Origin of the sequence: Leptolyngbya sp. AS-A5 (genome assembly GCF_039962495.1) — a bacterium.
Lineage (GTDB): Bacteria > Cyanobacteriota > Cyanobacteriia > Leptolyngbyales > Leptolyngbyaceae > Leptolyngbya.
Genome location: NZ_JAMPLL010000006.1, coordinates 112993 through 138314 on the forward strand (window position 1 = coordinate 112993; position 25322 = coordinate 138314).

24 protein-coding genes and 1 pseudogene are annotated in these 25322 nt (G+C 49.4%); 14 read left to right on the forward strand and 11 right to left on the reverse strand.

What is annotated here, in order from left to right; all coding sequences use genetic code 11:
- Nucleotides 1–27 precede the first annotated feature (27 nt).
- The 3 genes from acpP (at nt 28) to tkt (ending at nt 3808) form a co-directional block, all read left to right on the forward strand.
- Complete coding sequence (gene acpP / locus NC980_RS10125; RefSeq protein ID WP_190379039.1) at nt 28–279, forward strand: acyl carrier protein; 252 nt, start codon at nt 28–30, stop codon at nt 277–279.
- Nucleotides 280–366: 87 nt separating this feature from the next.
- Nucleotides 367–1620, forward strand: a complete 1254-nt coding sequence (gene fabF / locus NC980_RS10130; protein ID WP_190379040.1) for a beta-ketoacyl-ACP synthase II — start codon at nt 367–369, stop codon at nt 1618–1620.
- A gap of 178 nt (nt 1621–1798) precedes the next feature.
- Entirely contained in the window at nt 1799–3808 is a 2010-nt protein-coding gene (gene tkt / locus NC980_RS10135; protein WP_190379041.1) for a transketolase, read from the forward strand.
- 196 nt (nt 3809–4004) lie between these two features.
- On the opposite strand, the gene radA is transcribed toward tkt, so the two are convergent.
- Nucleotides 4005–5489: a DNA repair protein RadA gene (gene radA / locus NC980_RS10140; protein WP_190379042.1), complete on the reverse strand. Its 1485-nt coding sequence runs from the start codon at nt 5487–5489 to the stop codon at nt 4005–4007.
- A 176-nt stretch (nt 5490–5665) separates the two neighbouring features.
- Between radA and rpaB the strand changes: the two genes are divergently transcribed.
- Nucleotides 5666–6397, forward strand: coding sequence for a response regulator transcription factor RpaB (gene rpaB / locus NC980_RS10145; RefSeq protein WP_058997053.1), 732 nt, complete (start codon nt 5666–5668; stop codon nt 6395–6397).
- Nucleotides 6398–6438: 41 nt separating this feature from the next.
- On the opposite strand, the gene NC980_RS10150 is transcribed toward rpaB, so the two are convergent.
- Both NC980_RS10150 and NC980_RS10155 read right to left on the reverse strand, forming a co-directional pair.
- Entirely contained in the window at nt 6439–7206 is a 768-nt protein-coding gene (locus NC980_RS10150; protein ID WP_190379043.1) for a TIGR03943 family protein, read from the reverse strand.
- Nucleotides 7206–8213 carry a permease gene (locus tag NC980_RS10155; protein WP_190379044.1) on the reverse strand — a complete coding sequence of 336 codons (1008 nt, stop codon included), beginning with the start codon at nt 8211–8213 and terminating at the stop codon, nt 7206–7208. Before NC980_RS10155 ends, NC980_RS10150 begins: the two co-directional genes overlap by 1 nt.
- Before the next feature lie 277 nt (nt 8214–8490).
- Here NC980_RS10155 and cruF point away from each other — a divergent pair, with 277 nt between their 5' ends.
- The 9 genes from cruF (at nt 8491) to NC980_RS10200 (ending at nt 18195) form a co-directional block, all read left to right on the forward strand.
- On the forward strand, nt 8491–9414 hold the full coding sequence (gene cruF, locus NC980_RS10160) for a gamma-carotene 1'-hydroxylase CruF (protein WP_190379045.1): 924 nt from the start codon (nt 8491–8493) through the stop codon (nt 9412–9414).
- Between the two features lie 70 nt (nt 9415–9484).
- Entirely contained in the window at nt 9485–10723 is a 1239-nt protein-coding gene (cruG, locus tag NC980_RS10165) for a 2'-O-glycosyltransferase CruG (protein WP_242027162.1), read from the forward strand.
- Nucleotides 10713–11492: a ZIP family metal transporter gene (locus tag NC980_RS10170; RefSeq protein WP_190379046.1), complete on the forward strand. Its 780-nt coding sequence runs from the start codon at nt 10713–10715 to the stop codon at nt 11490–11492. Before cruG ends, NC980_RS10170 begins: the two co-directional genes overlap by 11 nt.
- Nucleotides 11493–11636: 144 nt before the next feature.
- Nucleotides 11637–11900: a photosystem I reaction center subunit IV gene (locus NC980_RS10175; RefSeq protein ID WP_190379047.1), complete on the forward strand. Its 264-nt coding sequence runs from the start codon at nt 11637–11639 to the stop codon at nt 11898–11900.
- Between the two features lie 91 nt (nt 11901–11991).
- Nucleotides 11992–12831, forward strand: coding sequence for a DNA-formamidopyrimidine glycosylase (locus tag NC980_RS10180; RefSeq protein WP_190379048.1), 840 nt, complete (start codon nt 11992–11994; stop codon nt 12829–12831).
- A gap of 36 nt (nt 12832–12867) precedes the next feature.
- Nucleotides 12868–14229: an acetamidase/formamidase family protein gene (locus tag NC980_RS10185; RefSeq protein ID WP_242027163.1), complete on the forward strand. Its 1362-nt coding sequence runs from the start codon at nt 12868–12870 to the stop codon at nt 14227–14229.
- Between the two features lie 437 nt (nt 14230–14666).
- Nucleotides 14667–15653: a substrate-binding domain-containing protein gene (locus tag NC980_RS10190; protein WP_190379049.1), complete on the forward strand. Its 987-nt coding sequence runs from the start codon at nt 14667–14669 to the stop codon at nt 15651–15653.
- A gap of 5 nt (nt 15654–15658) precedes the next feature.
- On the forward strand, nt 15659–17203 hold the full coding sequence (locus tag NC980_RS10195; protein ID WP_242027164.1) for a sugar ABC transporter ATP-binding protein: 1545 nt from the start codon (nt 15659–15661) through the stop codon (nt 17201–17203).
- Nucleotides 17200–18195: a ribose ABC transporter permease gene (locus NC980_RS10200; protein WP_190379051.1), complete on the forward strand. Its 996-nt coding sequence runs from the start codon at nt 17200–17202 to the stop codon at nt 18193–18195. The genes NC980_RS10195 and NC980_RS10200 overlap by 4 nt, the downstream gene beginning before the upstream one ends.
- Here the strand turns inward: NC980_RS10200 and NC980_RS10205 are convergent.
- The 8 genes from NC980_RS10205 to NC980_RS10240 all read right to left on the reverse strand — a co-directional run bounded on the left by NC980_RS10205 (nt 18192) and on the right by NC980_RS10240 (nt 24906).
- Nucleotides 18192–19199, reverse strand: a complete 1008-nt coding sequence (locus NC980_RS10205; RefSeq protein WP_190379052.1) for an isochorismatase — start codon at nt 19197–19199, stop codon at nt 18192–18194. The two genes, NC980_RS10200 and NC980_RS10205, sit on opposite strands and share 4 nt — an antisense overlap.
- On the reverse strand, nt 19189–20046 hold the full coding sequence (locus NC980_RS10210; protein WP_190379053.1) for a glycosyltransferase family A protein: 858 nt from the start codon (nt 20044–20046) through the stop codon (nt 19189–19191). The genes NC980_RS10205 and NC980_RS10210 overlap by 11 nt, the downstream gene beginning before the upstream one ends.
- 62 nt (nt 20047–20108) lie before the next feature.
- Entirely contained in the window at nt 20109–20843 is a 735-nt protein-coding gene (locus NC980_RS10215; RefSeq protein ID WP_199298735.1) for an SAM-dependent methyltransferase, read from the reverse strand.
- A gap of 87 nt (nt 20844–20930) precedes the next feature.
- The gene (locus NC980_RS10220; RefSeq protein ID WP_347273104.1) at nt 20931–22019 is read right to left on the reverse strand and encodes an iron-containing redox enzyme family protein; all 1089 of its coding nucleotides are present in this window, start codon (nt 22017–22019) and stop codon (nt 20931–20933) included.
- A 140-nt stretch (nt 22020–22159) separates the two neighbouring features.
- Entirely contained in the window at nt 22160–23239 is a 1080-nt protein-coding gene (locus NC980_RS10225; RefSeq protein WP_190379055.1) for a DHH family phosphoesterase, read from the reverse strand.
- A 27-nt stretch (nt 23240–23266) separates the two neighbouring features.
- The gene (gene uvsE, locus NC980_RS10230) at nt 23267–24283 is read right to left on the reverse strand and encodes a UV DNA damage repair endonuclease UvsE (protein WP_190379056.1); all 1017 of its coding nucleotides are present in this window, start codon (nt 24281–24283) and stop codon (nt 23267–23269) included.
- A 54-nt stretch (nt 24284–24337) separates the two neighbouring features.
- On the reverse strand, nt 24338–24685 hold the full coding sequence (locus NC980_RS10235) for a DUF3140 domain-containing protein (protein WP_190379057.1): 348 nt from the start codon (nt 24683–24685) through the stop codon (nt 24338–24340).
- The gene (locus NC980_RS10240) at nt 24685–24906 is read right to left on the reverse strand and encodes a DUF2945 domain-containing protein (RefSeq protein WP_190379154.1); all 222 of its coding nucleotides are present in this window, start codon (nt 24904–24906) and stop codon (nt 24685–24687) included. Before NC980_RS10240 ends, NC980_RS10235 begins: the two co-directional genes overlap by 1 nt.
- A gap of 177 nt (nt 24907–25083) precedes the next feature.
- On the opposite strand from NC980_RS10240, the pseudogene NC980_RS10245 reads away from it, so the two are divergent.
- Nucleotides 25084–25236: pseudogene (locus NC980_RS10245) on the forward strand (FAD-dependent oxidoreductase); the annotation flags it as partial.
- Nucleotides 25237–25322: the final 86 nt, after the last annotated feature.

Here is a 25322-nt window from a genome sequence, read left to right on the forward strand (position 1 = left end):
TGTTGCTGCTGCAACCCAAGAGGAATCATGAGTCAAGAATTGTTTGATAAGCTCAAAGCGATCGTCGCAGAACAGTTGAGCATCGACGATCCCAGCACCATCCGTCCGGAATCAAACTTCCAGAACGATCTCGGTGCCGATTCGCTCGATGTCGTTGAGCTTGTAATGGCGATCGAAGAAGAATTTGAAATCGAAATCCCCGACGAAGCGGCAGAAAAGATGACCACTGTCCAAGAGGCAGTCGATTACATCAGCAGCAGAGTTGCAGAAACCGCATAATGAGCGGGAGTCGGGAGTCGGGAGACGCAATGTGCCACCCCCCGCTCCCTATTCCCAACTCCCTACTCCCTTTCTTTATTGGACATCATGACAAATTCGGTAAATAAGCGCGTTGTGGTCACAGGGCTTGGTGCAGTTACGCCGATCGGCAATACGCTTTCTGAGTTCTGGGACGGTTTGATGAGCGGGCGCAATGGCGTTGCCCCGATTACCCTGTTTGATGCGTCCCGGCACGATTGCCGTTTTGCGGCTGAGGTGAAGGGATTTGACCCGCATCAATATATGGATCGCAAAGAAGCCAAGCGGATGGATCGCTTCTGTCAACTCGCGATCGCAGCCAGTAAGCAAGCTTTGGCAGATGCCGAGTTCACGATCAACGACCTCAACGCCGAGCAGGTCGGCGTGTTGATCGGAACGGGCATTGGTGGTTTGAAAGTGCTGGAAGATCAGCAAGAAGTTAATCTAACCAAAGGCCCCGATCGCTGTAGCCCGTTCATGATTCCGATGATGATCGCGAACATGGCTGCCGGCTTAACCGCGATTCAAATCGGTGCGAAAGGCCCGAACTCTTGTTCAGTGACAGCCTGCGCTGCCGGATCAAACGCGATCGGTGATGCCTTTCAATGGGTTCGACGCGGCTATGCTCAGGCGATGATCTGCGGCGGAACCGAGGCTGCCGTGACCTCGCTTGCGGTTGCTGGCTTTGCCGCTTGTAAAGCGCTCTCCCTCCGCAACGACGATCCGGCTCACGCTAGCCGTCCGTTTGACAAAGACCGCGATGGCTTCGTACTCGGTGAAGGGGCAGGCATTCTTCTGCTCGAAGAAATGGAACACGCTCTAGCCCGTGGAGCCAAAATCTACGCGGAAATCGTCGGCTACGGCGTGACTTGCGATGCTTACCATATCACCAGCCAAACTCCCGGCGGAAAAGATGCCGCCAGAGCAATGCAGCTCTGCCTCAAAGATGGCGGATTAACCCCGGATCAAGTTGATTACGTCAACGCTCACGGCACAAGTACACCCGTGAATGATCCAAACGAGACCATGGCGATCAAAACTGCCCTTGGCGATCGCGCTCATCAAATTCTCGTCAGCTCAACCAAATCGATGACCGGACACTTACTCGGCGGATCTGGGGGAATCGAAGCGGTCGCAACCGTAATGGCAATCAAGCACGATCGCGTTCCTCCCACGATTAACTTAGTTGAGCCTGATCCAGAGTGTGATTTAGATTACGTGGCGAATCAAAGCCGTGATCATATTGTCAACGTGGCGCTTTCAAACTCCTTCGGTTTTGGTGGACACAACGTCACACTGGCATTCAAAAAGTTTGTGCCCTGAGCTTGAAGTGTCTACCGTTATCGAGGATTATTAGGAGGCTGTTATCGAATAGCAGGTTCCGATAGCTTTTTCTGATTAGGTAGTTTTGCCTACCATTCTTCATAATGGAAACAGGTATTCGCGTTCTGTCCGAATTCTTCCGTTATTGCCCAATCGTCGTTCATTCTTAACAGAAATCATGGTCGTTGCAGCCCAGTCACTCGAAGAACTTTGCATTAATTCGATTCGCTTCTTAGCGATCGACGCAGTTGAAAAGGCAAAATCCGGACACCCAGGCTTGCCGATGGGTGCAGCTCCGATGTCTTTTGTGCTGTGGGATAAGTTCATGCGGTTTAACCCGAAAAATCCCAAATGGTTTAATCGCGATCGCTTCGTTTTGTCGGCGGGTCACGGTTCGATGCTGCAATACGCGCTCTTGTACCTGACAGGTTACGACAGCGTGACGATCGAAGACATCAAGCAGTTCCGTCAGCTCGGATCGCGCACTCCCGGACATCCGGAAAACTTTGAAACCCTGGGTGTAGAAGTCACGACAGGTCCGCTCGGTCAAGGGATTTGCAACGGGGTTGGATTGGCAATGGCGGAAGCGCACTTGGCAGCGAAGTTCAACAAGCCAGAGGCGACGATCGTAGACCACTACACCTACGTGATTTTGGGTGATGGCTGCAACATGGAAGGTGTTTCCGGTGAAGCTTGTTCACTCGCTGGACACTTAGGACTCGGTAAACTGATCGCACTCTACGATGACAACCACATTTCGATCGACGGTGATACCTCCGTTTCCTTTACGGAAGATGTGGGCAAGCGCTTTGAAGCTTACGGCTGGCAAGTCTTAGTCGTTCCCGACGGTGACACCAATCTGCAAGCGATCCAAGAAGCGATCGAAACGGCGAAGCAGGAAACCGGTAGACCGACTTTGATCAAAGTTCGCACGACGATCGGCTATGGTTCTCCGAACAAAGCCAACACCGCAGGCGTTCACGGTGCGGCACTGGGTGGCGATGAAGTTGCGGCAACGCGGAACAATCTCGGTTGGGATCACGAACCGTTTGTTGTGCCTGAAGATGCGTTGAACCACTGGCGCAAAGCGATCGATCGCGGCGCAAAACTCGAAGACGAATGGAATGCGACGTTTGCAAACTACAAATCGAAGTATGCCGAAGAAGCCGCAGAATTTGAGCGGATGCTGAGCGGCAAACTTCCGGACAGTTGGGAAAAGTGCCTACCGACCTACAATCCCGAAGACAAAGGCTTAGCTACTCGTCAAACCTCTGAGAAAACTCTAAACGCGATCGCGCCTGTCGTTCCTGAATTAATCGGCGGTTCTGCCGACTTAACCCACTCGAACTTGACTCTACTCAAAGGCTTCGGCGACTTCCAGAAAGGCTCTTATCAAAACCGCAACCTCCGCTTTGGAGTCCGTGAGCATGGAATGGGCGCAATCTGTAACGGCATTGCGCTACACGGTTCAGGGCTGATTCCCTACTGTGCAACCTTCCTGGTGTTTGCAGACTACATGAGAGCAGCCATTCGTCTGTCGGCACTGTCGCAAGCTCAAGTCATTTATGTCATGACGCATGACTCAGTGGCTTTGGGTGAAGATGGCCCAACGCACCAACCGATCGAAACGATCGCATCGTTACGCGCCATCCCGAACCTGCTGGTCTTCCGTCCTGCTGATGGTAACGAAACCTCTGGCGCGTACAAAATCGCAATGGAGCGCCGCGATCAGCCTTCGCTGCTGGCAATGACTCGTCAAGCCTTGCCGAACCTGGATGGCAGCTCGATCGATGCTGTATCCCGTGGCGCTTACATTCTCTCGGGTAGCGACGACCTGCCGGACATCATCTTGGTTGGAACCGGAAGCGAAGTCAGCTTGTGTGTTACAGCGGCTGAGAAGCTACGGACTGAAGGCTACAAAGTTCGCGTGGTATCAATGCCTTGTTGGGAACTGTTTGAGGAGCAGGATGAAGCTTACAAAAACACGATTTTCCCGAAAGCGGATCAAAAGCGCTTAGTTGTAGAAGCAGCTTCGAGCTTTGGCTGGCAGAAGTACATGGGATCAGAAGGCGACATGATCAGCATTGAGCGCTTCGGAATTTCGGCTCCGGGCGGTGAAGCGATGAAGAAATTCGGCTACACCGTGGAGAACGTTGTGGCGCGTGCGAAAGCGGTCATCGGCAAATAACCTCAAGCTTTGCTTTGAGTAATCAGTCACGGTGAACCCGGACTTGCGAAAGCTAGAAATCGCTCAAAAGGGCAAGCTTTCGCAAGTCCGGGTATCGATCGTTGACAAAAGCCATGGGTTTGCATCACCCTAGCTTGTCGATGCCGCTTTTATTCCTTTAGAGAATCAGCTCTGCCTCATTGAGGCAGAGCTTTCTTTATTCCTCTGTTTCATGCTCCTCTGCCTGTCGTGTCCGACTTCCTGCCAGCGCCACACTAATCGCATCTAGCACCCGCGCCACCGGAATTACTTCCATCCCTACATCCCCGTAATTTGCACCTTTAGGCACGATCGCTTTTTTGAATCCCAGTTTCGCGGCTTCTTTCAATCGCAATTCGGTCTGAGAAACCGGGCGCACCTGTCCGCCGAGCCCAACTTCCCCGATCAACACCGTGTACGGATCAACGATACGATCGCGAAAACTTGCCGCCACTGCCACCGCTACACCCAAATCTGCTGCAGGCTCAGCTACATTCAAACCGCCCGACGAGGCAACATAAGCATCCAGTTTCGATAAGGGAATACCGACTCGCTTTTCCAGCACTGCCAGAATTTGCAGCAATCGGTTGTACTCGATTCCCGTGGTCGATCGACGCGGCGAACTGTAACTCGTCGCGCTCACCAACGCCTGCAACTCCACGACGATCGGACGAGTACCCTCACAAGCGACAATCGTCGCCGTCCCCGATGCGGCATCTTCTCGGCTGCCCAAGAACAACTCCGACGGGTTGAGCACCTCTTGTAGCCCTTGATCGACCATCTCGAACACGCCGATTTCATGTGTCGCCCCGAAGCGATTTTTCACTGATCGCAGCAATCGATGGCTTGCAAAGCGATCGCCCTCAAAGTACAGCACCGTATCGACCAGGTGTTCTAGCACTTTCGGGCCTGCGATCGCGCCTTCTTTGGTGACGTGACCAACGATGAAGAGGGTAATATTCTGCCGTTTCGCTACCTGCATCAGAACCGAAGTACACTCTCGCACCTGCGATACCGATCCGGGAGCCGAAGTCAGCGCACTGTAGTACAGCGCCTGAATACTATCGATAATCGCCACTCTCGGCTTCAGTGATTCCAACTCGGTCAAAATCGTATCCAAATCAATCTCTGGCAACAGATGAAGACTGCCCTCCTCAGATGGCTCAATCAATTCCGCTTCTTCAGGAGTCGCCTTTTTCCCCACGCCCAATCGCTGCGCCCGCAATTTCACCTGTCGTCCCGATTCTTCCGCACAGACATACAGCGTTCGATAGCGCGTCGCCAATCGATTTGCCGTCTGAAGCAGCAGCGTCGATTTCCCAATTCCCGGATCGCCGCCAATCAGCACCAGCGATCCGGGCACAATCCCACCGCCCAACACGCGATCGAGTTCCACATATCCCGATGCAAGGCGATCTTGAGCCTGATCAGAAATCTCGTTTAGCTTTAGCGACGCGATCGCTTGGGCAGGAGTATTCGATCGACTCTTGCCATTCGTGCCGCGTATCCGTGTAATCTGAGCCATCGCTGCGGGCGGAGTTGCCGGACGAGCGACCTGTTCTTCGAGGGAGTTCCAGGTCGAGCAAGACGGACAGCGACCGAAATGTTGAGAAAATTCCGCTCCACAATCGTTGCAAACAAACGTCGATCGTACTTTAGGCATTTGCAAAACTTAAAAGAATAGATTACTTGTGAACTTTCGTAAAGCTTAAGAAAGCCTGAAGCTCAGCCATAATCAGGATTTGATAGCCTGAGAATTAAAAAGTGAGCTACTATCTCCATAATAAAAGTTGAAAAAATTAACGACTACAGATTTGACTTCAAGGAGCATTACAAACTGTGGAAAGTCATAAAGAAAAGATTCTGGTTGTAGACGATGAAGCCAGCATCCGTCGCATTCTAGAAACTCGCTTGTCGATGATTGGATACGATGTGGTGACAGCAGCAGACGGTGAAGAAGCCCTCGACACTTTCCGCAATGCCGATCCAGATCTAGTGGTTCTCGATGTGATGATGCCGAAGCTCGACGGCTACGGGGTTTGCCAGGAACTCCGCAAAGAGTCTGATGTGCCGATTATCATGCTGACCGCGCTTGGGGATGTCGCCGATCGCATTACCGGACTCGAACTCGGTGCCGATGATTATGTGGTGAAACCGTTCTCTCCCAAGGAACTCGAAGCCCGCATTCGATCGGTTCTGCGTCGCGTGGATAAAACAGGTGTCACCGGAATTCCCAGTTCTGGTGTGATTCACATCAACAGCATCCGCATCGATACAAACAAGCGCCAAGTGTATAAAGGCGACGAACGCATCCGGCTAACCGGAATGGAGTTTAGTTTGCTCGAACTCTTGGTGAGTCGCTCTGGGGAACCGTTCTCGCGATCAGAAATTCTTCAGGAAGTTTGGGGCTACACACCTGAGCGCCACGTCGATACCCGCGTCGTGGATGTCCACATTTCTCGCCTCCGCGCCAAGCTAGAAGACGACCCCAGTAACCCCGAACTGATTCTGACGGCACGCGGAACGGGCTACCTGTTCCAGCGCATTCTAGAACCCGGCGAAGTGGAATAATCGAGCATCGGCGAGGAAACTACCATCTCCCCGCCCGTTTGCTAATAATCGTAAGGATTCTTCGGCTCTGGAATTGGCTTAATTGAACTTGCTTGAACGACTAATTGGCGCTTGCCAGCCAAAGTTTCTGTAGTCATTTGACCCTCGACTTCGAGCCAAGAATCAACTTTGTAGTCCGATCGCGACCCCGTGGTCAACTTCACCGGTAATCTCACCGGATAAACATCCGCCGCGCAGCACGTAATCACAAATCGGGTCAGCAAGAAATACTGATCGGACAATTCCGGTGTGACGACCACAAATCCCTGCAATTTCGCCTTTTGCCCCGCGTAAGCATCGGGCTCTGGGTACACCTGAAGCGTCCGAATCCAGTCAATCAAGCTTTTATCCTCAGTCCGAGCCGAAGCGCGAAACGTTTGCGGTCGAACTCGCGTCAGCGTAATCGAATCATTCACGCCGCGATCGATTGCCGTCTGACTCGTAAACGGGCGCGGCGTGATGATCAATCCGGCGATCGCGACCCCCAACAACAATGCACTACTAAGCCCTGGCGGAAACAGCGTGATATGCGGCAAATCGCTCGGAATCGGTCGCGCATTTCGACTGGCTTTCCAGACAAAAAAGCCTTTGATACCGCTAATCACCAGCAGCGAGAATCCGGCTGCGATCGTCAAAATCTTGTAATTTGGATGGATCAGCAGAAATAATTCATTCGTTAACCAGAACTTGAGAATTGCCAAACCCCAAGCCATCAGCGCTAACAGATCCAGCCACGGGATCAAAATATGCCAAGGAATTCTAGACATCATTAACTGATATACAAGTTCACAAACAAGCAAAATAGAAACGTCAACAATCCCGCCAATCCGAAAATATAGAGAATTGCTCGCGCCTTAAACACCGACAGCATCAATCCCACACCTTTGAGATCGATCATGGGGCCAAAGACGAGAAATGCAACCAGCGATCCGCTCGTAAACGTCGATGCAAACGACAGCGCGAAAAATGAGTCAACCGTTGAGCAGATCGAAACCACCGCCGCCAAAATCAGCATTGCCAGAATCGAGGTGACATTATCCTGACCCAAGCCGAGAATAATTTCACGCGGCACAAACACCTGCGAAATCGCCGCGATCGCGCTTCCTAAAACCAAAACGCCGCCCAACTCGCGCATCTCTTGAAGCGTGTTGTCGAGCAGCAATCTCAGGCGATAGCTAGTGGGTTTTGAAATGGTGCTTTCCATGGCGGTTTGCAGCTCGATCGGGTCAGTAATCAGCGGCTTGCTCGACTGTCCCAGAAAATAAGTCCCCGACTGCAACAACGGTGAAGCCGAGGATTTAGGCGGATCTAGTTTGCGAGAAAGATAGGATGCAACGCTCGATTGCAGCAGGGGGCGCACATCTTTCTGAGCGCTAAACACCCAGCCAATCATCGTGGCAATCACCAGCGAAAACCCGATGCGATAGAACACAATTTCCGGCTGATCGCGAAATGCTGTCCAAGTTGCCCAAAAGACGATCGGGTTAATCGTCGGAGCCGCCAGCAGAAAACCGATCGCCACCGATATCGGCGCACCCTGTAGCATTAACCGCCGCGCCACGGGCACATTGCCGCATTCGCACACCGGAAACAGAAATCCAATACAACTGCCTGCAAACGCGCCTAGAAACGGATTTTTTGGCAGAATTGCGACAAGCTTCTTTTCATCCACAAAAAACTGAAGCAATCCAGAGAACAATACCCCCAGCAGCAAAAAGGGCATTGCCTCAACCATCAAACTCAAAAAGAGGGTGAACGCACTATTAATCTGAGCCATTCAATCCGAATGTGAAGAGATTGAGGGGATCATAGCAAGGAACTGGAGATCCTGAAGAGATTGTAAAGGAAGAAAATTAGCAACAGATCATCTATCACTAATCAGAAGGACGTTTCGGATGATTCTGAAGTTTTGGCGCGATCGTGCCTCAACCGAATGCAGCGATCTTTTTTACGGAAATCTTAAAAAAGCATCATCGGAAACGCAAGAATGAGCCTGAAGATTTGTAAACTGTATGATCAGGCAAAATAAGTGCCATATTTTCTGAGGAAACGGTATGAAGCAACTGGTTACTGTGGAGCGCCTGTGTTTGGTGGGACATACGTTGGCGCTGGCTTTTGGATTAGCAGGATTATTACTGGTGCTGCCCAATCCAGAATTTATCGCTTCCCTCCCGGAGATCGGGCAATCTGCTTTCGGTTGGAGCATGGCAAATGGCGGTGTGGGGTATATTCTGCTCGGCGCGATTACGGTAGCTCTTTATGCTTACCGAACGCTCGGAATGCGGCACTGGCTCACCTTTATGTTGCCTGCGGTGTTTCTATCTTTGGGAAGCGAATTACTCGGTACAAGTACAGGGTTTCCCTTTGGGGCATACGGCTATTTGAGCGGGTTGGGCTATAAGATTGCTGGACTTGTGCCATTCACAATTCCGCTCTCGTGGTTCTATGTCGGCTTGTGCTGCTTTGTACTGGCAAGAGCAGGCTTAGAAAGCTTGAAGTTACCGATGTGGGCGCAATTAACTGGAGCGATCGCACTGGGTTCAGTTCTGTTAACGGCATGGGATTTCGTGCTTGATCCGGCAATGAGCCAGGCACCTTATCCGTTCTGGGAATTTGGCGAAGTCGGCGAATTCTTTGGAATGCCTTATCGCAATGTCACGGGCTGGCTCGGAACTGGTGCGCTATTTATGTTTGTGGCTTCCTTGTTCTGGAGAGCAAAGCCGCTAAACTTAACTCGCGCTCAATTGACAGTGCCGCTGGTGGTTTACCTGATTAACTTTGCATTTGGGGCGATCATTACGGTGGCAGAATTGGATTCGCGCTATTTGATTCCAACCTGCATGAGCATTGTGCTGGGAGTTGTTCCGGCGATCGGTCTTTGGTGGATGAGTAGACCCACTCAAGGACTCGAAGCTTCGCTTTCTGGGACGGTCTCGCGAGATGTGCCCACCGTTTCGGTCGGACTTTCTCAAAAATAGAGATTGAGAAGAGATGCTCGATCGAGCATCTCTTTTTTGTAATCATTCAAGGCGATAAGGGGTTAAAGGGTTGACGAATTTTATGCTGCACACCGGAATGATTTGCCTGGGATTAGTCGATTCCCAGGCTTTTGCGTTTCAAGATGGATTTTTCTTTGGGTTGTTGCTGGTTCAAATCCCGGCGGCGGCGATTTTGCTATCACGGTTGCTTAAAGGTGCGGTGCGTCGTTCCCCCCTTCAGCCTCAGTTACCGAATCCGTCTTTTTTGGGTGCGGTGAGCGTCGTTGTGCCGACGTTGAATGAAGCCGAGCGCATTGCACCCTGTCTCGAAGGGTTGACGCGCCAAACGTATGAAGTGCGAGAGATTACGATCGTCGATAGTCGATCGATCGATAAAACGCCGGATTTGGTTAAAGCTGCTCAAGAAACTGATCCGCGATTTCGATTAATGAATGATGATCCGCTTCCTTCGGATTGGGTCGGTCGTCCGTGGGCGCTGCATAACGGATTTTTGGCGAGTTCGCCGGACAGCGAGTGGATTTTGGGAATTGATGCCGATACGATTCCGCATCCAAGTTTGGTGTGTAGCTTGCTCGAAACGGCGACAACTGAGGGCTACGATCTGATCACGTTGTCACCGAGATTTATTCTCAAATATCCGGGTGAGTTTTGGCTTCAGCCTGCGTTATTGATGACGCTGGTGTATCGATTCGGGGCAGCGGGTGAAATTGGTAGCTCTCCAGAGCGGGTGATGGCAAACGGGCAGTGTTTCTTTTGTCGTCGATCGCTCCTTCAAACAGTGGGCGGCTACACTAGCGCCAAAGGTTCCTTTTGCGATGATGTCACGCTCGTTCGTAACATTGCGGCAACGGGTGCAAAAGTGGGCTTTCTCGATGGTGCAAACGTGCTGAAAGTCCGAATGTACGAAGGCATGGCGGAAACCTGGGATGAATGGGGTCGATCGCTCGATCTCAAAGATGCTGCAACACCCGCGCAAGTTTGGGGAGATTTAGCATTTTTGATCTTGGTTCAAGCATTGCCGATTCCGTTGTTGATTGTAAGCGCTTGGATTGTCTCTTCTGGACATACAACATTACCTGCATTGATTGCCCTTGGATTGAATGGAGCATTGGTCGCGATGCGAATTGGATTAAATGCGGCAGTCTTGCAGTCCTACGATCGTTCTTCTGCCAAAGGTGCTTGGTTATTCTGGCTCTCTCCTTTAGCTGATCCAGCCGCAGTCTTCCGAATCTTCCTGTCTTCTACTCGAAAGCCGAAAAGCTGGCGGGGTCGCACTTATGGCGGATAACGTCACACTTTTGGGGTTAGCGGGGAGTTTAGTCGCGGGATTGGGCACCGGAGTAGGCGCGCTCCCAATCTTTTTCATCAAGGAAATTACTCCGCAAACTCAGGGTGCACTCTTGGGGTTTGGGGCGGGCGTGATGTTAGCTGCAACTTCTTTTTCTCTGGTGATTCCGGGCATTGAAGCGGCGGAGAAGTTGACGCAGAACAAACTAACCGCAGCCGCGATCGTTGTTTGTGGCATTCTGCTTGGGGGTGCGTTCCTCTGGTTAGCAAATCGCTACTTTCCGCACGAACACTTCATTAAAGGGGCAGAAGGAGCGACTGCAAGCCGATTACGTCAAGTGTGGCTGTTTGTGATTGCGATTACGCTGCACAATTTTCCCGAAGGATTAGCGGTCGGAGTTGGATTTGGTGGGGGCGATGTGGCGAATGGAATTGCGCTCACCTTGGGAATTGGCTTGCAGAATTTTCCCGAAGGATTGGTCGTAGCGATCGCGCTTCTGGCTCAGGGCTACCGCAGACGAAAGGTATTTGGTGTGGCGCTGTTAACAGGACTTGCCGAGCCGATCGGAGGTTTAATCGGGGCGGGGGTCGTTTCGATCGCCGCGATCGTGCTGCCGTGGGGAATGGCCTTTGCAGCCGGAGCGATGTTATTTGTAATCAGCGATGAGATTATTCCGGAGTCGCACAGCTTAGGAATCGAGAAGCAAGCGACGCTAGGCGTAATGATTGGATTTGTGCTGATGATGTTTCTGGACGTGGCTTTGGGCTGAATTTGTATCAGAATGTTTCAACTCGTAACGGCGATCGCGCTTCGGTTCAACTCCCGTAGTAAATTGAGGAAAATTGACGCGGCATCATGTGTTTTTGCATAGATTGAGTTCGTTAATTTTCAAAACAAAAGGAAGAGAACAGTCATGGTTCAACGTGGTTCAAAAGTCCGCATTCTGCGTAAAGAGTCCTACTGGTATCGCGATGTCGGCACCGTTGCCTCGATCGACCAAAGCGGCATCAAATATCCGGTGATTGTGCGCTTTGATAAGGTCAATTACACGGGCTACAGTGGTCAAGCTGGCGGTGTCAACACCAATAACTTTGCACTGAGCGAACTCGAAGAAGTTGAGCCGCCCGCAAAGAAAGCGGCGGCAGCGGCAAAACCCGCAGCCAAGAAAGCAGAGTAATTTCTCTGCGATAATTAAGTTTGAGCCAGTACCTTTCTTCTGTTGGTGCTGGCTCAGTTTTTTAGAATGGACTTTTACGAGTGTATTCGCTGTGCCTGAACTGCCTGAAGTTGAAACGGTTCGATTGGGTTTAAACCAAGTGACGCTAAATCAGCCGATCGTTGGGGGAGACGTGTTACTTGATCGCACGATCGCTTACCCGATCGCTGATCAGTTTATCGCTGGATTGCAAGGCTTATCGATCGCAGAATGGCAGCGCTACGGAAAGTACCTTTTGGCGAAATTAGCTCCGGTGGGCTGGCTCGGTGTGCATTTGCGAATGACTGGACAGCTTTTGTGGGTGAAACAATCAGACCCATTGCAGAAACATACGAGAGTAAGACTGTTTTTTGATCACGATCGAGAGCTTCGGTTTGTGGATCAGCGCACGTTCGGGCAGATGTGGCACGTCGAGGACGATCGCGACCCAAAAACGATTATTACGGGACTTCAGCGATTAGGACATGAGCCATTTTCTGATAACTTTTCAGATCTCTACTTCTACGAGCAGCTAAAAAACCGGAAGCGTCCGATTAAAAATGCACTGCTTGATCAAGCCTTAGTTGCGGGAATTGGCAATATCTATGCGGATGAAGCTTTATTTCTCAGTGGCATTCATCCGGCAACTTTGTGCAGTGAGTTATCGATCGAACAAGCCTCCAAACTCCGAGCGAATGTCATTCGAGTGCTAAAAGATAGCATTGCAGCGCGAGGAACGAGTTTTAGCGATTTTCGCGATGTGTCGGGGGTGAATGGCAACTATGGCGGGATTGCTTGGGTATATGGGCGGGATGGCGATCGCTGCCGCAACTGTGAAGCGACGATCGAGCGGGTAAAGTTGGCGGGACGATCGGCGCATTTCTGCCCAACCTGCCAACCGTGTAAACAGTAGCTTATGTCACATTTTATAGCGAACCCGTAGGAAATAATGAATTCCGACCTGACCCATTATTTCTATATGCCCAAGCGTCGAGATTTTCTAATCGGTAGTGCTGCAAGTGCTGCCGCCGTATCCATGCTCTCTAAAGCAAACGCTCAAGATAATCAACCTTCTAAGCGTCCTGAAATCAATGCGCTGAGACAAGGTTATGTCGGTCAATATCAGGGCGGCGTGTATCTTTTACCCGCGAACGATGAAACGGCGCAGTGGGGTTGGTTTAACAATGCAGAACCGCCTCGCGCTCGCATCAAATCCGGTGATACCGTCGTGATGGAAACGATGATGGCATCGCTGAACCAGATTTTGCCAGGATCGTCGATCGAACAAATTACTAAACTCCGTGTCGATTATCCGGGTCGTGGCCCTCACTCCGTCACAGGCCCAATTTTCGTGGAAGGAGCGATGCCCGGTGATGTGCTGAAGGTGCGGATCAATCGGATTGTTCCCCGCAGCTATGGCGCGAACTGGAACCTTCCTGGCAATCTGAAATTAGGACAGTTCCCGGACAAATTCACTGAAGCGCAAGTCAAGCATTTCTATCTCGATCTGGGTCGGGGTGTGACGGAATTTTTACCGGGAATTGAGATTCCCGTGCGTCCGTTCCCCGGAATTCTTGGGGTTGCAAGAGCAGAAAGCGGTCAATATAGTACGGTTCCACCAGGGGCGCATGGGGGAAATTTGGACTGTCGCGAATTGGTGCAGGGAACAACAATCTATCTGCCTGTGTTTGTCGAGGGCGCATTGTTGTGGTCGGGCGATTCTCATGCGGCACAAGGAAATGGAGAAGTGAATTTAACCGCGATCGAGAGTGCGTTTAGTGAATTGAATATGACGATCGAAGTGATCAAAAAAACGCCGCTCTCATTTCCTCGGATTGAAACACCAACTCACTGGATTACTTTGGGATACGATCGCGATCTCAACAAAGCCGTTGATATGCTGAACGAACAAACGGTGAAATTTGTCTCAGACTGGAAACGCATATCGAGCAAAGAAGCACAGCAGTTCATGAACAATTACGGCGATTGCCAGGTTGCTGAGATCGTTAATCAGGTGAAGGGCACTTACTGTATGTTGCCAAAGAAAGCCGGCCCGAAACGCGCTCCTAACCCAACGCAAGACACCCGCGATAGTTATGTCACAACGGCGACAAATGCCGATGTGCAGACTGCGATGAACCTTGCTTCGATGCAAATGATCGAGCAGATTGCGCAATTGAGGAAGCTATCGATGTTGGATAGTTATGCGCTGGCAAGTTTAGCGATGGATGCGCGAATCGGACGAATTGAACCGGGAGCGAAGACGATTCATTGTCTGATGCCACGATCGCTTTGGGTAAAGAAAGCTTAGTGTTTTAGGTTACATTTTACGAACCCCTCTGGCTGCAATCAAACGCAATAAAGCTGCAAATTCGCAGCCAGGGCTACTTTTGCTGACTCATTCTTTTAATCTATCCTTAGCCGTACACAGTTAGATGGATGTGTCGAATTTCTAGTTCAGCGCACGATAAAAGTTAGGAATTCAATTTGAATACATCTCTGCAAAAACCATTGCAATTCTTCGCTTTATTGAAACGCTGTTCTCAAGACGACTTCACTTCAAGACTGATTTAATCATGATTCTTTGTAGCAGCGCGATTTTTATGTCGTCCGCTTCAATCCCTCGCATCATTCAGGCATGAAGTTCTGAAAGACTGAGACAGGTTCGATCGTGCCAAATTTGCGCGATGGTATGCAGGTTTAGATTCAGTTGACTCTCATTCAGTTGCTTATGGGAGAGAAAAGAACGTGGATAGATTTCACAGAGCGTTATGCCGTGGTTTGGGTGCGGTAGGCGCTTTGGGGCTGATCAGCGGTGTTTTAGTTGGGTGTTCATCGACTCAGCAAACCAACCAGAACAACGCAAACTCAAAGCTGCGATCGGTTGCTGTAACCGTTGGTGATCTGAGTAATCCTTTCTTTGTATTGATGGGCAGAGGTGCACAATCCGAAGCGCAAAAGATCGGCGGAGATGGAGTTCGGACAACCGTGGTTTCGACGGGATATGACTTAAACCAACAATTCAACCAGATTGAAAACTTTATTGCAGCCAACACCAGTTTGATCATTCTTAATGCTGCAGATAGTCAAGGAATTGCGCCTGCGGTTGAAAAAGCAAAACAAGCTGGAACGGTGGTAATTGCCGTAGATACGGGGGCTGGCGGTGGAGTCGATGCAACCATTACCTCGAACAATCTGCAAGCGGGAGAACTAAGCTGCCAATACATTGCCGATCGCTTAAAAGGCAAAGGGAATGTGGTGATTGTGAACGGTCCGCCGGTGCAATCGGTGTTCGATCGCGTTGAAGGCTGTGAAAAGATCTTTGCAAAATATCCTGGAATTAAAGTTCTTTCTAAAGATCAAAACGCCGAAGGGAGCCGGGACGGTGGATTACGGGTGATGAGTGATTTGCTGGTCTCGTTTCCTAAAATCGATGCGGTCTTTGCCATCAATGATCCGTGTGGGGTGGGTGCAGAACTCGCAGCCCGACAAGCAAAACGCAGCGAGTTCTTTATTGTCGGAGTAGATGGCGCACCGGAAGCGAAAGCGGCGATCGAAGACAACAGCAGCTTGTTTGTCGCGACCGCTGCCCAAAATCCATTGGGCATGACTCAGAAAGCGGTGCAAGTCGGCAATGACATCTTAAACGGTCAAAGACCCGCCGATCCTAATATTCAAATCCCTGTGCAGTTGATTACGCGAGACAACGTGAGCCAATACAAAGGGTGGCAGTAATGATAATGAATCAACAATCCGTGCCGCATAATCCGTCGATCGCGGCTCCAGTCCTCGAAATGAAGGGGATTACGAAACGGTTTAGCGGCGTTCCGGCACTGCAAAACGTCAATCTCACGCTTTATCCGGGTGAAGTTCATGCCCTGATGGGTGAAAACGGTGCCGGAAAAAGCACGCTGATGAAAATTTTGGCGGGCGCTTACATTGCCGATGAGGGTGAGATTTGGGTGAATGGTCAGCGGCTCAACATCACTGATCCAGGTATCGCCAGACGAGCAGGCATTAATTTGATTTATCAAGAATTGAATGTCGCTCCGAATCTGACGGTGGTTGAAAATATCTTTATGGGCAGCGAGATCAATCGCGGGCAACTGTTGGATCGCGAAGCCATGCATCGGGAAGCGGTCAAAGTGCTGCAAGCATTGGGCGCAAGTTTTTCACCCGATGATGTGGTTTCAAACTTGTCGATCGCAGAGCAGCAACAAGTCGAAATCGCCCGCGCCCTCAAGGACAATAGCCGCATTTTGGTCATGGATGAACCGACTGCGGCACTGTCCGATCGAGAAACAGAACGTCTGTTTGAAGTGATTCACCGATTGCGGCGCGATGGCATTGCGATCGTCTATATCAGTCACCGCATGGAGGAAGTATATGCGCTGGCGGATCGGGTCAGTGTATTACGCGATGGTCAGTATATTGGAACGCTCGATCGCGCTGAGATCTCTCCGGAACGATTGGTGCAAATGATGGTGGGTCGATCAATGCAGGGCTTTTATCAACATGAACGCCGCTCAAATCGCGGCAATGTTGTTTTGGAAGCCCGGCACATCAGCGATGGGCGCAAGGTGCAACCCACTGATTTAGTTTTGAGGGCGGGTGAAATTGTGGGTTTAGCGGGACTGGTCGGAGCCGGACGAACGGAGCTATCGCGGCTGATTTTTGGAGCTGATCCAAAAACGAGCGGTGAGATTTTTCTAAATGGTCAGAAGCTCGATATTCGATCGCCCAAAGATGCGATCGCCGCTGGAATTGGGTATGTCCCCGAAGACCGCAAAGATCAGGGCTTATTTCTCGAAATGAGTTCTGGCAAAAACATCATCCTCAATATGCTGAGAAAGGATGCCAAAGCAGGAGTGATTAACTGGGGAACGCTCGGCAAGATTGCTAACGATGCGGTCGAAAACTTCAACATTCGACTGGCAAACCTGGAAATTCGCGCAATGGATCTGTCTGGAGGGAATCAGCAAAAACTACTCCTGGCTCGCTGGCTCGCGATTAAACCACGAGTGCTTCTGCTCGATGAACCCACACGCGGCGTAGACATCGGCGCAAAAAGCGAGATTTACCGCATCATTAGTGACTTGGCGGAAACAGGCGTTGCGGTGCTGATGGTATCGAGCGAACTGCCGGAGGTGATCGGACTCAGCGATCGAGTGTTAGTGATGCGTCAAGGAAGAATCGTCGGTGAGATTGACGGTTCGCGACAGCAGATTACCCAAGAAAACATTATGGCTTATGCTACTGGCGCATCGGAGGTCGCCGCACTATGAGTCAAACAGAACTACGTCCGTTAAGAGAACCGAGCAATCGCCCCCCTGTTCAGCGCAAACCTGCAAACAACTGGCTTCAGGTGGCTGGGATTCTGCCGATTCTAATTCTAATTTGCATTCTGTTTTCGGTGCTGACTCCCAACTTTCCCACGGCGGGAAACGCTGTGAACATTCTCCGGCAAGCATCAATCAACATTGTGCTAGCAACGGGAATGACCTTTGTGATTCTGACTGGAGGGATTGACCTTTCGGTGGGATCAATTTTGGGGGTGTCTGCGGTTGTTGGAGTGCTGGTTTCGCTTTCAAGCGCATTGGGTTGGTTTGCGATTCCAGCCGCATTGTTAACTGGCTTAGCGATCGGGTTGATCAATGGTGCGCTGATTGCTTTTCTCGACTTACCTCCGTTCATTGTGACTTTGGGCGGCTTAACTGCGCTACGAGGAGCTGCTTACCTCGTAGCAAACGGTACGACTGTCTTGAACCGTAATCTAAACTTTGCTTGGGTTGGCAATAACTATCTCGGCCCCTTTCCCTGGTTAGTTGTGATTGCGCTGTTGACTGTTTTAGCAAGCTGGTTTGTGCTGCGTCGGACGGTTCTAGGCGTGCAGATTTATGCAGTGGGAGGAAACCAACGTGCAGCGCGACTTACCGGAATCAAAGTCAGTCGGATTCTCTTGTTTGTGTATGGTGTGAGTGGATTGTTAGCAGGGTTGGCAGGTATCATGAGTTCCAGCCGCCTGTATAGTGCGACTGGACTGTTGGGGAATGGGTATGAATTGGATGCGATCGCGGCTGTGATTCTCGGCGGCACAAGCTTCACGGGTGGGATTGGAACCATGCCCGGAACCTTGCTGGGTGCGTTGATCATTGCGGTACTGAACAACGGTTTGACGCTGCTGAATATGTCTTACTTCTGGCAGTTAGTCGTTAAAGGTTTAGTGATCATCGTGGCAGTCACGATTGACCGACTCCGCCGCCGTTCCTCACGCTAGAACCAATCGGAGATTGCATCGGTCGATTTTACCAAGTGCATTCCAGCAGCAGCAAAGCGATCATAAGCGCGATCGGCTTGCTCGGTATAATCGACCACGCCCGGAACCACAACCGCAGAAGTGCAATCTTCGAGCAGGTAGACCTTCTTGGTTAGGCTAGGGTCATAGGCTTGGATTTCGGTGAGTAAGTCGTCGATCGTCCAAGCCACACAATGACTCTTGGCTTGGCCTGCAATGATCACCGCATCAAACTTGAGTAATTTCTCAATCAACTGACTATTTTTCTGTGCCAATAGTTCACCACCAACTGTCGTTAGAACCTCCGGACTCAGCACCGAATAGTTTTCTGTAAGCGGGTGACTGCCTTTGATTTCAAAGCTGGTCTGACTTCTACGGGCAATGCAATGAAAGAAGAAAGCTTCCTCAACTGCTGACACTAACGCATGGCCGATTCCACCCAACATTGAGTGATAAGGCCACACCGTTAATGGATACTTGCCTTCGTCGGTTAGCTGTTTCGTGTAGTGGAGCGCGTGACTGTTGAGGGTATTGTAATCGGTTTTCAAACTGGGCGCGATCGCTGGATTGACTCTCCACACGCCTTTCTGCACATCTTCATATGAAATTAGGGTTGCTGCGGGAGTGGGATGCTCTCTGGCTTCGTTGATCCAGAAAATCGGATGAAAGATTTGCATTGCTGTATGCGTGTCCATTGTTGGAGCAATTTCGGTAATGCTACCTAAATTGCGGTAAACGAACTCACACAGTCGCACATTATCTTCAACGGCTCCAGTGCCCGATCGACCCCCAACAAACAGTTCAAAATCGGGAATACAAAACGTATTTTGCACATCGATTGCTAGCAAACAAACCCGAATTCGATCGTCACTTGCAGGCGGAATGTTGTGTTCTTTCGCCCATTGTTCCGCTTCAATTGCTCGTTGCTGATACGGAACACGCCAAACAGATCCGACTGAAGCACGATCGAAAAACTCAGGAATCATACGATAAGCTCAACTCGTTGCCCTCGATCGTATCAAATGGTTCATCGATCGACAGTACAACTGGAGCATTGAAGCTACGATCGACCACCGTTGTTGGCAATTCTTGATGATATGCGCCAGATGGCAGCACACCACAGCCGCCATACTTTGCCATTACTCGCTGTTGAGTAAAAACATCCTCGCCGCAGTGATTCTCAGGAAGCTTTGTCCAGAAGTTGAAACCGCCGACCTCTCGAAGCTTTTGGGTGTTATACATCACGCAGCCTCCAATCCAAGCAACCTTGTATTTTCGAGGTTGGTCTGGAGTAATGTTGTGCGATCGCTGAATATGATACAGGTTTGCTGCATTGTGTAACTTCCAACGTTCCCATTCTGGCATTCCCGGTTGGAGCTTTTCGGGCTGCACTGGACTATCCCAAAATTCGATCGCTTGTTGGTGCGGTCGAACATCTTGAATAAAGCTGAGTCCGATCAATCCGCTGCCGACAAAACCACAGTTCTCCTCTTCGATCGCAGTAACGAATTGTTCCAGGACAAATGATTCTAGGATGATGTCATCATCAATGAACAGAACATAAGGAGCAGTTGCTTGATCCAGCAAGAACTGTCTTTGTTCTGCCATGCCGCGACGGGGTAAGTGATGGTGGATTTGAACTTTGTGATTGTGCGATCGTAGAGCTCGAACTGGCGTTTGGACTATGTTGGAAGCAATTTCGTTTGGATCTTCAGTTTGATCTGAAATGATCACATTAAAATCTTGAAAGGTCTGAGCAATCAGGCTGGTTAATGTAACAGCTAATGCTGAAGCGCGATTGTAGGTTGGGATTAAGATATCAACTTTAGACATATCGATTGGAAAAGGGTGTAAATCAGTCACACCCTCAACATTGGGTTTTACAGAATTGGGTTTTACAAAGCAGTCATGACGCGAACTAGCTCATCTGACATATCGACAGATGCAATACTAGAATGCTGGAACAGAACACCTGCAAGAAAATAGATGTTGTCCGAATAGAATGCTTGCCCGTTTTCCCGGAGCTTTTCAATCCAATTTCTCACCTTCGGTTCAGAGCTATAGCAACCAAACTGCAACGGTGTCACCATAAAATCTGCAACCGTGTATCCTTGCTCGGCAGCACATTTGAAAGTTCCTAATGGGTTCGAGTAGCTTGAGATCAAGACCATCACGTTCGCATAGTCCAGAGTCAGCAATCGATTCGTTAACGTGGCTCCATCTACGCCGCCATGCAGGAGCGGCATCCGAATCTGATTGTCCGGCGCGGGAATGTAAGGCGGATTCGCGATCAAACAATCTGCATCAGTTGGTGCAGCATCAAAGAATGACTTATTGTGCAAGACATATCGATCGTGCAAATTACACTGATTGATTCTCGATTTTGCCACACCATAAGCAGATGGATTCAGTTCAAACCCATGAATCACATCATTACAGCGCGATCGCACCAAAGAATTGATTACCGGGCTACCATCCCCAGAACCAAATTCAACAATCAACCGTGAATCATCGCACTGCGAAAAAACTAACCGTTCTAAACAATGCGAATAGAAATGTGATTCTTCAGGGCAGAAAAATACTTCGGTTTCAGTAGTCTGCGAAATCGGTTTTAATAATGTCCCAGTCAAGGTAATACCCTCATCAATACAAATCACAACACAAATCACAACAAACAAATAAGGGCGGACAACCCGCCCCCTCACACCTTTAGTCGCTTACTGAGGCACGATCGCAGGCAATGATTCCGTTTCTACTCCACGTCGAATCATGGCAGCAATGGCCGCACCTGCACGATCGCCCATGAGTTTCTCTTGGTCATATCCCAACAGAAGCTGCCAAGCTTGCTGCGGATACATATCAACCAAAGGCAACGTCACGTTTTCGATCATCCAGCGTCCGTGCCGCTCGTCTTCTTTGATGTGCAAGTCCCAATACCCCATTGCGCCCTCAGACAGCTCTAGTCTCTGTGCCGCTGCAAGATAGTTGCGGTATGCCGAAGGACCTGCGACCTCAAAGTAAGCGAGTCCGCCGTTATAGCGCAGAAAATGACGCTTACATTCAGTTAGCAGGAAGTTGTGATTTGTCGTTGCCAAAGCTTCCCAGGGCACCAGATCAAAGTATGCTTCTGGCTGAGTGCTGAGACTTAATTCGGTCATCATCTTGGCAAAGAAGGTCGAATGCTTCCGCGATAGGCGACCATTGCCGTATTCTTCGAGCAGCACTTTTGTTAAAGTGGCTTGTACTTCGTTTGCAGCACCACCAAGAATCCGCGATAAACGGCTTGCTTCCACCAATCCATCAAACGAGGTAATGGCTAAAAGATACCGATAGCCTTCAAACGGCATTTCTTTACGCAGGTAAATCGCATCGGCGGATAGCTCCGGATCGAGATCGGCTTGATAACGATCGAGCAATGCCTGTTTGAGATCAATCGATTGATACCCTTCAGTATCAATTTGCTTCAGTTCCCAAGCTTGCCAAGCTGCTTCGATTTCGTTGCGAATCTTTTGCAGATAGTGCGATCGCTCATTCGTGTAATGAGTCAGATCGTCATACCAAAATAGGTTCAAACGATTGATTCGATAGAGAACACGCTGCAGGAAAAGATGTGCTGCATCAGAACCCTGCGCTTGATCGTAAGCTTCCTTGAGTGCAAACGTTAGCGCGGTTTCAAAGTAACGAATCTGATCGGCAAGTTCACTCAGGCGCTGATCTAAGTTCTCAGCTTCGATTAGCTCACTGAACGTTTGTTCAGCCTTGTAGTAGGGATTATTTGTAACAATGGATTCTATCGCCTCTGGCATCAATCGGGTGGGCAGGGGCGCAACTAAACTACCGTGCATTTATCTTTAGTGAGGACGCGATTTTCATTTCTATGCTCGTTTATCGAAACCTAAAGTTGCATCTACCTCAGAGATAAATCGCTCAGTCTTAAGGGATAGTTTTATACTTTTGCAAACGCTGTCCTGGGAAAGCCTAGCTTCTCTAACAGTTCATTCCAAAGCTCGATGCTTAAGCTACCTCCCGATGCCTGATCATGTCCATGCCCATAACTGCCTTCGCCGACTGAAAGGTTTTGACTCCGCAGAAATTCGAGGACATTAGCACTGTTCGATCGTGCTGCAAAGTTCACTCGTCCTGGCATATAGCCTTCGTTTGCCGCAATCACAATCATTTGCGATAAACGACCACGCCAACTCTGAGCAATCAACGGATGAATCTGACACGGCGAATTCATCCGAATTAGGGCCACATTTCCAGAGAATATTGGAGCCGTTTTTCGAGCTTCATCGAGTGCTAATTTGACTTCTTCCCGCGCCGATCGCAGGTGTTGTACATCTGCACTTTCTGAATTGACTAATGCTTTCGGACTGGAATGATTTAATAATGCTCGTGCTGCAACTTCCGGATCATAGTGAGAAGCTCGTCGAGACGCATTGATTAGCGCTGTTGCTTCTTTGAGGTACTTTGCGGTGTACTTTCGTTTTGCTGTCGTTAACAGTTCAAATGGAGCGCGATCGCCTAAGTCGCTCAGTGTTCCAATCGCTGCAATCCAATCGAGATCAGAGATATCTGCGATCATTTGACACAGTTGCCAAATGATCAGGGAAGTATTCGGAATCGGTTCCCAAGTGTATGCGGTAATTAATGTATCTCCGTCAGGAACACCTTCGGGGTGGTGATGATCAATAAAACAAGTCGGAATTCCAGCAATCACAGGCTCAGACCGGCTGCCCAAATCCATCACAAATAGATAAGCCGGATTTGCGGATTGAATGATCGCGCGATTGTTGGGTGTCCAAGCATTGCGCTCTCGATCGGGAATGACTCGATGCACTGAGGCGAATCCGGCTCGCTCGAATGCTCGTTGCCACACGACTCCCGCTGTCACTCCATCGGCATCTGAATCATGAATGGCAACCATTCTAGAGGAGTGAGATATTTGTGAAACAAACCGATCGAAGGCTTGGAGCGCAGCTTCTTGATTCGGAGTACCAACGGCAGGATCGAGTGTAAAAGTCATAATTAACCTCAAAAACTCAGCTTTTAACTACACCGAAACAGGTTGCTCCATTAGATCAGAAGGTTCTTCATCCTGTGTCGAGGGTGTGACCGCTTCAATTTGAATTTCCTCCGCTTTCGGCTTCTCTGTCTCAGTGATCACAGGTGGCAGCACATTCAAATCCGAATACAACCATTCATCCTGAAGCTTTTTAATCGCAAATTCTTTTTGCTTTGCCTCAATCTCAATCCAAGGGGCTTGACGATAACAGCTTGGCATCACCGTAATGTAATCATTGTGCTTTTGATCTAAGAAACTTTCCGCCCCATTAGAAATGTGAACGACCTGCCAATCTGGATTCTCCCAGGTCGATCGCGCCGCTTCAAATGCCCGAATCACGCTTTCGTCTTCGTAGCTCTCCACTTTTTCATGAATCACATGATGATGAGCATCAAACAATTGCGGAACTTCTGCCGCTTGGCAAACCGCTAAAATTTGCTCTGACCCGTAAGTGTATTCGTCGTTTTCGAGTGTGAGCCGTAGACGAATGTTATCCGGCAAACTACGAATGGTTTCAACTAATCGTTCAGCCCGATCGCCCTTTCCACCGTGAATGTTCATCAATGCCCACGGAGATTGAGGTAATCCTAATAAGTCAAAAATCCGGGCGTGCATCGCGAGAATTTTGGTGCTATTTTCGATCACTTCTGGACGATCGGAACTCAACACGACAAACTGATCTGGATGCAAAACTAGCCGCACTCGAAGCTGATTTGCTTGCTCTCCAACTAGCCCCATTGCTTCTGCAAACTCTTCTAGAATTGCAGATCCTAACGGCTCATCGGCAAACGGAAACATTCCTGAACCGAGTCGATAAAGCCCAATTTTATTGTCTGCACAAAACTCGATCGCAATCCCTAATCGCCGCAAATTCTCAGCATATAATTCGCGCAATAATCGCTCTTGTTCGACTAGATCAAATTGCAATAATCGCTTTCTTGTAATCGTCTTAAATCGCACCGTTTTTGATGCAGAAATACAGACTAAACCCAATTCAGGAATCATAATCGTATACCTAGATTTTTAAGTGAGCGATCGTATGTGCGATCGCTCGAATGATTAATCTTTTAGCGGCTCATGTCCCCAGTTCTTTAACGAATAGCGCCAGCGCGTATGTTCAATATCGCCTTTTGGTTTTTCTGCTAAATGTCGATGAACATAGCTAACCACCCGCCGCATATGGTTAAAGTCAGCCTCATCGTAATCCGATTTTTTTTTATGTAAAAGCTCGATTGTATGTCTGCCCGATTGATGCCCAGTGGATTCGGCATCTTCGCTGCTTTTCATTCCAACCGAAAGAGATTCTTCTGTTTTTAACCAAGCTTCTAATTCTTTAGCCGACATATTGACCGCTTCTTGAAACTCTTTGAGAGTCTCTTGATTTTGCGTGGCAGTATGTTGCGCCATTATTTTTTCTCCTTGGTTTTCTTCAGTTGTTCACCTTTATGAATGGCATCTTTTCCACTCTTTGAACTTTCCACACGATACTCAGGATTTTCTTTTGATGCTTCAAAATGATGATTCTTAAAATCGGTCGGTTCGGTGATAATTTCTTTGATTTCACCTTCAGTTTTTTTGCCAGAAGTATTCCACTCTACATGGTCGCCCTTTTTTAATTTCTCGGTCATGATTTTCGCTTCAATGGATTGCATTTAAACTCTAAGCAGCTTAACGTTTTGTCACCTCTATCTGCGGTTCCCCTTCACTCTGCTTAAACCTTTCTTTGGGTAGCCGAAAACCGGCGATCGCTCAATTTACGCTTTGATCAAAATTAAAGCTGTGATCATGACTTACGACTTGTTGTAATTGGAGCAGATCCCGGTGGACTCGCTGCTGCTAAAAAAGCCGCAACTTATGGTGCAAAAGTCGCGATCGCAGAATCTGCTAACCTGGGCGGAACCTGCGTCAATCTCGGCTGTATTCCCAAAAAATTGATGGTGTATGCGGCTGACTTCGCTGCAATGGCAGAAGCCGCAACCGGATACAGTTAAACCTTTGGCTCTTCCGAGTTTAGCTTCTTAAACAGACCAAAGAACGCTATCTG